At 70.8% G+C, this 10,601-nt stretch carries 6 protein-coding genes; 3 read left to right on the plus strand and 3 right to left on the minus strand.

From position 1 onward, the window contains the following. Positions 1-8: 8 nt before the first annotated feature. Together ACWEK3_RS24065 and ACWEK3_RS24070 are read right to left on the minus strand one after the other, a co-directional pair. Positions 9-431, minus strand: coding sequence for a hypothetical protein (locus tag ACWEK3_RS24065; RefSeq protein WP_450538901.1), 423 nt, complete (start codon positions 429-431; stop codon positions 9-11). Positions 432-749: 318 nt separating this feature from the next. Continuing rightward, positions 750-2,195: an MFS transporter gene (locus ACWEK3_RS24070; RefSeq protein ID WP_453250566.1), complete on the minus strand. Its 1,446-nt coding sequence runs from the start codon at positions 2,193-2,195 to the stop codon at positions 750-752. Between the two features lie 81 nt (positions 2,196-2,276). On the opposite strand from ACWEK3_RS24070, the gene dusB reads away from it, so the two are divergent. Further along, positions 2,277-3,419, plus strand: coding sequence for a tRNA dihydrouridine synthase DusB (gene dusB, locus ACWEK3_RS24075; RefSeq protein WP_384430088.1), 1,143 nt, complete (start codon positions 2,277-2,279; stop codon positions 3,417-3,419). Positions 3,420-3,463: 44 nt separating this feature from the next. Further along, a complete protein-coding gene (locus ACWEK3_RS24080; RefSeq protein ID WP_453250567.1) occupies positions 3,464-3,991 on the plus strand; it encodes a hypothetical protein in 528 nt (175 codons plus the stop codon). A 31-nt stretch (positions 3,992-4,022) separates the two neighbouring features. On the opposite strand, the gene ACWEK3_RS24085 is transcribed toward ACWEK3_RS24080, so the two are convergent. Beyond that, positions 4,023-5,717: a CDP-alcohol phosphatidyltransferase gene (locus tag ACWEK3_RS24085; RefSeq protein WP_450538916.1), complete on the minus strand. Its 1,695-nt coding sequence runs from the start codon at positions 5,715-5,717 to the stop codon at positions 4,023-4,025. 1,476 nt (positions 5,718-7,193) lie between these two features. On the opposite strand from ACWEK3_RS24085, the gene ppdK reads away from it, so the two are divergent. Beyond that, entirely contained in the window at positions 7,194-9,941 is a 2,748-nt protein-coding gene (gene ppdK / locus ACWEK3_RS24090) for a pyruvate, phosphate dikinase (protein WP_453250568.1), read from the plus strand. Positions 9,942-10,601: the final 660 nt, after the last annotated feature.

Consider the following 10,601-nt stretch of genomic DNA (forward strand, 5'->3'; position numbering starts at 1 on the left):
CTCCCGGGTCAGGTCACGTCGACGGTGACCGACTTGGAGTGCGTGTCGCCGTGCACCACGCGCAGTTCCTGCTTGCCCTTGACCGCGAGCTTCGTCGACACCGTGAAGGTGTCGCCCTTCTTGACCGCGGTGGTCTCGCGCAGCGTGGTCCACTTGCCGTTGTTCAGGTGCTGGACGGTCAGCTTGGTGCCGGCCGCCAGGTGCGCGGTGCGCCCGGTGAGCGTCACGCTCTGCCCGGCCCTGATCGAGGAGTGGCTGGCCCTGGCCGTGATCGACGCGGCCGCCTTGGTCGGCATGGCCGTGTGCGTGCGGGTGGGCTTCGGGCTAGGACTGGTCGCGGCGAAGGCTCCGGCAGAACCGGCCGACACCAGCGCGGCGGACAGGGCGCCCGCGGCGACTCCACAGGCACAGCGGCGGAGGGTGAGATGCATGGTGGTCTCCCGTTGGTGGTTCCCCCCTGTGTGACGCGTGCCCCGCAGGGGGCTCATCGCGCTCATCCAGATTTGCCTCTGATCGCTCGCGCGGCGACTCGGGAGGAGTAACGCGGGGCTGTGGGCGAGCGGCGCTTTGATGAGAATCCGCAGCTCAGCGGTCATGATCGCGCTTACTTCTTTCTTACCAAGCTCTCTTGCGGCGCCCCGCTCCGGACCGGCTTTCACGCACCGGAAACGTCCGTGCACGATGCGTGAGCAGTATCCGGGGCCCTTTTTGGCGCGTTCACCGGACTCCCTTTCGCGCGTCCTGGGAGCTCAGGCGCCGATGCACGCCGCCTCTCGCACCTCGTGCTCCTGGAGCCGTTCGGCCGTGCGCTCGGCGGTCCCCCTGGCCCACCGGCCGCTGGTGACCGCGCCCAGTGCCAGCACCGCGGCGCCGCACACCACCAGGACCCACCATCCGGGCCGGGCCGCCGGGACGAACGCGTCCCGGTAGGGCAAGGAGCCGACGCCCGCGGCCAGCAGCGCGCCGACCACCGCGACCCCGAGGGTCTGCCCGAGCTGGCGGCTGGTGGAGGCGACCGCGGCGGCGACCCCGGCCTGGGCGCGCGGCATCCCGGAGACGGCCGTGTCGGTGATCGGCGCGTTGACGAAGCCGAAGCCGATGCCGAACAGGACGTACCCGATGACGAGCGTGACGTCGGAGGTCTCGGCCTCGAAAGCGGCGAACAGCACCGAACTCACCGTCATGGCCGTTCCGGCGATCAGCAGGGGCAGCCGCGGCCCCCGGGTGCCGACCAGCCGCCCGGACAGCGGCGCGCACAGGAAGGTCGGTGCCGCCATCGGCAGCATCCACAGGCCGGCGTGCAGGGCGTCGAGGCCGCGCACGTTCTGCAGGTACAGCGTGGACAGGAACAGGAAGCCGCCGAGCGCCGCGAACGCGCTGATCGCGATGACGGTGGCCCCGCTGAACGGCGCCGAGCGGAAGAAGCGCAGGTCGATGAGGGGTTCGGTGCGGCGCGGCTCGTACCACAGCAGGCCGAGCAGGGCCGCGAGCGCGACGACGGCGAAGGGCAGGATCGTGGCGAGGCCGGAGACCGGGGCCTCGATGATCGCGTACGTCAGGGCGCCGAACAGGGCGATGACCAGGATCTGGCCGACCGGGTCGGGCCGGCGGGCCTTCGGTGCGCGGGACTCGGGGACGAAGCGCGCGGTGAGCACCAGCGCGGCCAGGGCCACCGGCAGGTTGACCCAGAAGATCGAGCGCCAGCCGACCGACTCCACCAGCAGGCCGCCGACGAGCGGGCCGGCGGCCATGGATATGCCGACCACCGCGCCCCAGGCCCCGATCGCGCGGGCGCGCTCGCGCGGGTCGGTGAAGGTGTTGGTGATGATCGACATGGCGACCGGGTTGAGCATCGAGCCGCCGACCGCCTGCACCATGCGGAACACGACCAGCAGTTCCAGGTCCGGCGCGAGGGAGCACAGCAGCGAGCCGATGCCGAAGACGACCAGACCCGCCATGAACACGCGTTTGCGGCCGATCCGGTCGGCGGTGGAACCGGCGAGCATCAGCAGCGAGGCGAGCATCAGCGTGTACGCGTCGATCGTCCACTGGAGGCCGGAGGTGCTCGCGTGCAGCTCGCGTTGCATCGAGGGCAGAGCGACGTTCAGAACGGTGTTGTCGAGGCTCACGATCAGCAGGCTCATGCAGCAGATCGCGAGAACCAGGAGCCGTCGTCGGTGGCTGAGCTCGGGCATGCGTTCCATGGTAAGGGATTTCAATAGTGCGGTTAACTAATGATTGCTCCATGGACTGTGCCGATACGCGACAATGAGGGAATGCCCAAGCCCGAGTCCCCCCTCCAGATCGGCCCGCACACCGTCCGGCCGCCCGTGGTGCTGGCCCCCATGGCCGGTATCACCAACGCGCCCTTCCGCACCCTGTGCCGGGAGTTCAGCCAGGGCAAGGGCCTGTACGTCAGCGAGATGATCACGACTCGGGCGCTGGTCGAGCGCAACGACAAGACCATGCAGCTCATCAGGTTCGACGCGAGCGAGCGCCCGCGCTCGATCCAGCTGTACGGCGTGGACCCGGCCACGGTCGGCAAGGCCGTCCGCATGATCGCGGAGGAGGACCTCGCCGACCACATCGACCTCAACTTCGGCTGCCCGGTGCCCAAGGTGACCCGCAAGGGCGGCGGCTCGGCCCTCCCCTACAAGCGCAACCTGCTGCGGGCGATCCTGCGCGAGGCGGTCAGCGGGGCCGGCGACCTGCCGGTCACGATGAAGATGCGCAAGGGCATCGACGACGGCCACCTCACCTACCTCGACGCCGGAAGGATCGCGGTCGAGGAGGGCGTGACGGCGATCGCGCTGCACGGCCGCACGGCCGCCCAGCACTACGGCGGTACGGCGGACTGGGACGCCATCGCGCGCCTGAAGGAGCACGTGCCCGAGATCCCGGTGCTCGGCAACGGCGACATCTGGTCGGCCGAGGACGCGCTGCGGATGGTGCGGGAGACCGGCTGCGACGGTGTGGTCGTGGGCCGCGGCTGCCTGGGCCGACCGTGGCTGTTCGCCGACCTGGTGGCGGCGTTCGAGGGGCGGGTCCAGGACCTGGCCCGCCCGTCCCTGCGCGAGGTCGCGGACGTCATGGTCCGGCACGCCACGCTGCTCGGCGAGTGGATCGGCGACGAGTCGCGCGGTGTCGTCGACTTCCGCAAGCACGTCGCCTGGTACCTGAAGGGCTTCGCGGTCGGCTCCGAGATGCGCAGGCGGCTGGCGATCACCTCCTCGCTGGAGGAGCTGCGCGCCGGCCTGGACGAGCTGGACCTCGACCAGCCCTGGCCCGCCGGCGCCGACGGGCCCCGAGGCCGCACCTCCGGCAACAACCGGGTGGTCCTGCCGGACGGCTGGCTGAAGGACCCCTACGACTGCGCGGGCGTCGGCGAGGACGCCGAACTGGACACCTCCGGCGGCTGAGGCGGTCTCGACAGCCGCGACGGGCCGCGCCGACACTGGTCCGCGTGGCGGACAGCGCGTTGTGGGCGGCGGCGCTCACCGGGGGCACGGCCGTGCTGACGAGCTGGGTGACGAACCTGGGGAACGTCCGCGCGGCCAGGACGCAGGCGGAGGCGTCGGCCCGCGCCCAGCACCGCGACCGGGTGCGGGAGGCGCGGCGGGCCGCCTATCCGGAGCTGATGGAGCGGGCCCATGTCATGGGCGAGCTGTACCGGAGGATCGTCGACGCGCACCTGCAGCACGGGGACGGCGACCGGTTCCTGGCCCGCGTCCAGGAGCTGCGGGTCTCGGTGCGCGAGGCCTACGACCCGCTCATGCGCGGTGTCCGCGCCATCACCCTGGAGGGTCCCGCCGAGACCGCCGCGGCGGCCCGCGCCGTACTGACGGCGGCGACCGAGGTCAGCCGGTCGAGGTGGCACGTGTCCCTCGGCGAGGCCGGGGCGCGCGCCCGCTTCGACCGTGCCCGGGAGGCCTACCTGGGTCGCCTCGAGCGGTTCGCCGAAGCGGCACGCGCGGCCATGGAGACCTTCTAGGACTGGGCCCGCCCCCGCCACCTGCCCGCCGTCAGCCCTTCGGCGGGTGCGGCGTGGAACCGTACGCCGTCAGGAAGCGGTCGCGGAAGGCGCTCATCTTCCAGACCGGGGCGTCGTGGTCGGGGCGCAGGCCCTCGGTCCAGCCCCAGTCGTCGATCTTGTCCAGGACCTTCGGGTCCTTGGCGAGGATCGCGCAGGGCACGTCACGGCCGGCGTGGTCGCCGCTGACCCGGGCGTTGGGCTGGTGGTCGCCGAGGACCACGAGCACGGTGTCGTCCTTGCCGTAGCGCTCCATCCACTGGGTCAGGGCGGTCACCGAGTACTCGATCGACTTGCCGTACTCCTCGCGGGAGCGGGTGGAACTGGTGAGGACGTCCGCCGGCTTGGTGCCTGCCGCCTCGATGCCCTTGAAGACCGAGCCGTCACCGAGCTGGTCCCAGCCGACCATCTCCGGCACCGGCGCCCAGGGCTGGTGGCTGGAGGTCAGGATGACGAACGAGGTCAGCGGCTTGTCGCGCTTCCTGCCGTGCTCCAGACGCTGGAAGGCCTCCAGCGCGTACTGGTCGGGCATGGTCGACCAGCTGAACTTCGGCCCCTCGTAGCCCATCCCGAAGGCGTTGTAGACCTTGTCCAGGCCGTACCACTTCGCCTCCGGCCAGCCCTTCTGCACGCCCGGCATGACGCCGACCGTGTCCCAGGCCCCGGTCTTCCTGAACGCCTCGGGCAGGGTGAGGTGGTCGCCGGAGGTCACCGTGCGGTAGCGGTTCTGGTTGTCGACCCACAGGCCCGACATGAACGTGGAGTGGCCGAGCCAGCTGCCGCCGCCGTACGTCGCCGACGTCAGCCAGCCGCTCCTGGCGTGGAAGCCCGCCTCGGCCAGGGCTCGCGTACTGGCGTCGAGGGTCTTGTTGACGCCCGGCGCCGTGATCGGGTCCTCGATCGCGGTGCGGCCGTAGCTCTCGATGAACGTGAAGATCATGTCCTTCCCGCGCAGGTCCGGCACCAGCTCGCTGCCGGGGGTGTCGCGGAACGGGTCGGCCTCCGCCGTCCTCGCGAACTCCCGCTCGTCCCGGATCGTGGAGCGCAGTGCCCGCTCGTGGTACTTGGCCATGACGACCGTGTGCTCGGATGCCACCGGGACGCCGGAGACCTGGACGTCCAGGGCCGAGCATGTCATCCACACCACGCTGGCCAGCAGCAGTCCGCGCGTCGAGCGGGCCTTGTCGCGGCCAAGGAAGTCGCCGACGCGCACGACCGCGAGGGCCATCACGGCGAGCACCGCCAGTACGAGGAGGACGACCCCGACGGCGGCGAGCAGGGCCGTCGTTCGGCCAAGGGTGTCCGCGAGGTACGACTGGGCGTCGTCCAGCAGCTCCCAGTCGAGGACCACGTTGAAGCTGCGGCCCAGGTACTGGTTGAACTCGATGTCCGTCAGGTTGAGCACGGTCAGCACGCCGAGCGCCAGCCCGCCGAGCACCGCCACGGCCACCCGCGGCCGGCGCGGCAGCACCAGCAGCGCGGCCGCCAGGAGCAGCCCCTCCACCGGCAGCCGCGTGAACGCCGCGACCTGCAACTGCGCCTCCTTGTTCGGCAGCAGAAGCGCGACGGCGACCAGCAGGAACGCGAGAAGGGTGCCCCCATGGGACACCCTTCGCGCGGCCACGGGATGAGCCCCCTTCCAGCCACGCCAGGCCCGGCGAAGGGTCCGGGGCCGTATCGCCCGCAGGACACGGAGGGGGAGGCGCGGGGAGGCGAGGGCCCCTGCCGGGGTTGCGGCGGATGCGGAGGCCTTGTTGCCCTCGGTGGGTTCGGTGGCGTCGGTTGGCTTGGTGGGTTCGGTGGCCTGGGAGGGTTCGGCGGCGTCGGTGGGTGCGGTGGCCTCGGTGGGTTTGGCGGTTTCGGTGGATTCGCCGGCCTGCGCGGACGCGGTGGCCTGGGCGGGTTCGTCGGCCTCGGTGGGCTCGGTGGCCTGGGCGGATTCGCGGGCCTGCGCAGATGTGGCGGCCCTGGCTGACTCGCGAGCCGGGGTGGCGGGGGCCTGGGCTGACACCGCGCCTACGGCGGTTTCGGCGGCTCCGGAGGGTGCGGCCTCTCGGCTCGTGGGCGCCGGGGCTTCGTCGCGGGAAGGTGCTGCCTGCTCGCTCGCGGGCACGCGTGTGCGGGCTTCGGAGGTGGCGGGCTCGCCGTCGGCGGCGGCCCCCGCCCCGCCGGCCTCGGATGACTCCTGGGACTCGTCGTCACCGGGAGCCCCCGTGTCGGTGGAGGCGCCCTCGGCCGTCGAAGCCACCGCGCGCGGGGCGTCGTCCACCGGGGGAGTGGTCGAGGCGGGCGTGTCTCCGGTGCGGGGCGTGGGTGCCGTCGCCCTCGGCCTGCGCGCGGCGGGGATGGACCCGGCGGGCAGGGCCGGCGCGGCAGCGGGCGCCTCGGACCCCGGCTCGACGTCCGCGTCCGCCTCCGATTCAGCGCCGGCACCCGACTCAGCGCCGGCCGCAGATTCAGCGCCCGCGCTCGCCTCCGCGCTTGCGCCCGACCCGCCCGCGTCCGCCTCCGCGCCCGTCCCCGGTTCCGTCGGGTGCGGAGTGGCGGCGGCCTCGGTTCCGCCGTCGCGCGACGCCGGTTCTCCGGCCGAGTCCGATGGTGCGCCCGATGACTGGCGTGTATCCGTGTGCTGAGGCACCCGAAGGTCCTTCCGTGCGCGGCGTCGCTGAGGAGGCGGGCCGCGCTGGGGCCCGCCGCACTCCCGTACGGCCGGGCCCTCCCCCGTGTTCACCGGCGCCGGGCAAACACCCGGCAAACGGAGCCCGGCCGAGGGGCCGGGAGCCGTCCGCATGGTGAAATCCGAGCGCCTGTGGCAGCGTGATTCTCGCCACCCTTGATAAGGGTTGCGCTCAGATGAGCGGATCTTGAGCGGCTGCACTTCTCCAAGGGGTGGCACTCAGTGCCACTCCTCGATCGTTCATCGATCGAAAACAAACGCGCCGAGGGTCGCTCACTTGAGCGGCTAGGAGCGTCTACGAGCGTTGATTCGTTCAAGAAGTGAAAACATCTGCGCCCGGCGGCTTGCCAAGCCTTGACTTTCGATCCGCTGGCGGACGACTGGTTACGGGCGCATGACCCACAAGTGGACGTACCCATCGGCCTTCGATCTGGGTATGTTCCTCGCCGTCAGGGCAGCCACCGCGTCCTCGAGGAGTCGAGACCCGTGTCGGAAAACAAAGATCTCCAGGTAGCCGATCGCGGCAACAGCGTTGAGGGCGTGAAGTTCGTCTACGACTTCACCGAGGGCAACAAGGACCTCAAGGACCTCCTCGGTGGCAAGGGCGCGAACCTGGCCGAGATGACGAACCTGGGCCTTCCGGTCCCGCCGGGTTTCACGATCACCACCGAGGCCTGCAAGGTCTACCTCGACAGCGGCGAGGAGCCCGCGGCACTCCGTGACGAGGTCAGCGCGCACCTCGACGCGCTCGAGCAGAAGATGGGCAAGAAGCTCGGCCAGCCCGACGACCCCCTGCTGGTCTCCGTCCGCTCCGGCGCGAAGTTCTCCATGCCCGGCATGATGGACACCGTCCTGAACATCGGCCTGTCCGACAAATCCGTCCAGGGCCTGGCCAAGCAGGCCGGCGACGACCGGTTCGCGTGGGACTCCTACCGCCGCCTCATCCAGATGTTCGGCAAGACCGTCCTCGGCGTCGAGGGCGAGCTGTTCGAGGACGCCCTCGACAAGGCCAAGGAGACCAAGAAGGTCACCGTCGACACCGAGCTCGAGGCCGCCGACCTGAAGAAGCTGGTCACCACCTTCAAGAAGATCGTCAAGAAGGAGGCCGGCCGGGACTTCCCGCAGGACCCGCGCGAGCAGATGGACCTCGCCATCAAGGCGGTCTTCGACTCCTGGAACGGCGAGCGCGCCAAGCTCTACCGCCGTCAGGAGCGCATCCCGCACGACCTCGGCACGGCCGTCAACATCTGCTCGATGGTGTTCGGCAACCTCGGCCCCGACTCCGGCACCGGCGTCGCCTTCACCCGCGACCCCGCCTCCGGCCAGCAGGGCGTCTACGGCGACTACCTGCAGAACGCGCAGGGCGAGGACGTGGTCGCGGGCATCCGCAACACCGTCCCGCTGGCGGAGCTGGAGCGGATCGACGGCAAGTCGTACGACCGGCTGATGCAGATCATGGAGACGCTGGAGAACCACTACAAGGATCTCTGCGACATCGAGTTCACCATCGAGCGCGGCCAGCTTTGGATGCTGCAGACCCGCGTCGGCAAGCGAACCGCCGGTGCCGCCTTCCGCATCGCAACCCAGCTCGTCGACCAGGGCCTGATCGACGAGGCCGAGGCCCTGAAGCGGGTCAACGGGGCCCAGCTCGCGCAGCTGATGTTCCCGCGCTTCGACGAGGAGGCCAAGGTCGCGCAGGTCGCCCGCGGCATCGCCGCCTCCCCGGGCGCAGCGGTCGGCAAGGCGGTCTTCGACTCGTACACCGCCGTCAAGTGGTCCCGCTCGGGCGAGAAGGTCATCCTGGTCCGCCGGGAGACCAACCCCGACGACCTGGACGGCATGATCGCGGCCGAGGGCATCCTGACCTCCCGCGGCGGCAAGACCTCCCACGCGGCCGTGGTCGCCCGTGGCATGGGCAAGACGTGCGTCTGCGGCGCGGAGGACCTGGAGGTCGACACCAAGCGCCGCCGGATGACGGTCCCCGGCGGGCACGTCGTAGAGGAGGGCGACGTGATCTCCATCGACGGCTCCTCGGGCAAGGTGTACCTGGGCGAGGTCCCGGTCGCCCCGTCCCCGGTCGTCGAGTACTTCGAGGGCCGGATGCACCCGGGCGCCGACGACGCGGACGAACTCGTCGAGGCGGTCCACCGGATGATGGCCTTCGCCGACCGCAAGCGCCGCCTGCGGGTGCGCGCCAACGCCGACAACGCCGAGGACGCGCTGCGCGCCCGCCGCTTCGGCGCCCAGGGCATCGGCCTGTGCCGTACCGAGCACATGTTCCTCGGCGACCGCCGCGGACTGGTCGAGCGACTGATCCTGGCCGACACCCAGGCCGAGCGCGAGGAGTCCCTCAAGCAGCTCCTGCCGCTCCAGAAGCAGGACTTCGTGGAGCTGTTCGAAGCCATGGACGGCCTGCCGGTCACGGTCCGCCTGCTCGACCCGCCGCTGCACGAGTTCCTGCCCGACATCACCGAGCTGTCGGTGCGCGTGGCCCTCGCCGAGTCCCGCCAGGAGCCGCACGAGAACGAGCTGCGCCTGCTCCAGGCCGTGCACCGCCTGCACGAGCAGAACCCGATGCTCGGACTGCGCGGCGTACGCCTCGGCCTGGTCGTCCCCGGCCTGTTCACCATGCAGGTCCGCGCCATCGCCGAGGCGGCCGCCGAGCGCAGGGCCGCCAAGGGCGACCCGCGCGCCGAGATCATGATCCCGCTGGTCGGCACCGTCCAGGAGCTGGAGATCGTCCGCGAGGAGGCCGACCAGGTCATCGCCGAGGTCGAGGCGGCGACCGGCACGCGGCTCAAGCTGGCGATCGGCACGATGATCGAGCTGCCGCGCGCCGCGCTGACCGCGGGCCAGATCGCCGAGGCCGCGGAGTTCTTCTCCTTCGGCACGAACGATCTGACCCAGACGGTGTGGGGCTTCAGCCGCGACGACGTCGAGGCGTCGTTCTTCACCGCCTACCTGGAGAAGGGCATCTTCGGGGTGTCGCCGTTCGAGACGATCGACCGGGACGGCGTCGGCTCCCTGGTGAAGTCCGCCGTCGAGGCCGGCCGTGCCACCCGCCCGGACCTCAAGCTCGGCGTCTGCGGCGAGCACGGCGGCGACCCCGAGTCCGTCCACTTCTTCCACGAGGTGGGCCTGGACTACGTCTCCTGCTCCCCCTTCCGTATCCCGGTGGCACGCCTGGAGGCCGGCCGGGCCTCGGTCGAGGCGGAGGGCAGCGACCACCGGTAGCCGGTAACAGACCCCGGAGTCCTCGTCGTGGTCCCCGACCCTCACTACCGATTACGACGAGGACTCCGGTCCACGAAAGGAGAGGGGCGGCATCCCGTGCCGCCGCCCCTCCGTGCATCATCTGCGGAGCCTGTCAAGCTAAGTCGCTGAGCAGGCAAAACGGCGTTTGGTGGCGTTGGTTGCCGTTGAACTCGCGCGAAGCCGTTGTGCCCTCGTTGTGCCCTCCAGGTGCGGAGAGCGTACGTCGACGTAGTCGCTGCCGGCGGTGACGGCGGTGTCGGTCCGTCAGCTCCATCAGGCCACCCCAGGTCTTTTTGTGGACTGACCAGCTCATCGACCTCTCCGATTCAAGGCCACCCTGGGGCCGATGCCTCGACGGAATCGACCAGCCCCGCAGGAGCGCCGTTCGAGGTAGATGACACCCGCTCTTCAGCGCGACTTGGACTACGGGAGCGGACGCCCGAACGGCCTCCGCGCGCACTCGCCGTGCGCAGAATCAGGGCCTGAGCAACACCTTGATCGCGGTGATCATCGACTGTCCGGTACCGACGCACGAACGGCGCGTCACAGGTCGGAGCCACGGATGCAGGAGGCAACGACCTTAAGTCAGGCCGGCACCGGCGCGGGCTGGATCCGCTTCGCGTCCCAGGCCAGCCACAC

It is taken from the genome of Streptomyces sp. NPDC004721 (assembly GCF_053601495.1).

What these genes read in the sequence shown, in the direction of transcription:
- ACWEK3_RS24065 (WP_450538901.1), bottom strand. Translation starts at nt 431, where the DNA reads ATGCATCTCACCCTCCGCCGCTGTGCCTGTGGAGTCGCCGCGGGCGCC.
- dusB (WP_384430088.1), top strand. Translation starts at nt 2,277, where the DNA reads ATGCCCAAGCCCGAGTCCCCCCTCCAGATCGGCCCGCACACCGTCCGG.
- ACWEK3_RS24070 (WP_453250566.1), bottom strand. Translation starts at nt 2,195, where the DNA reads ATGCCCGAGCTCAGCCACCGACGACGGCTCCTGGTTCTCGCGATCTGC.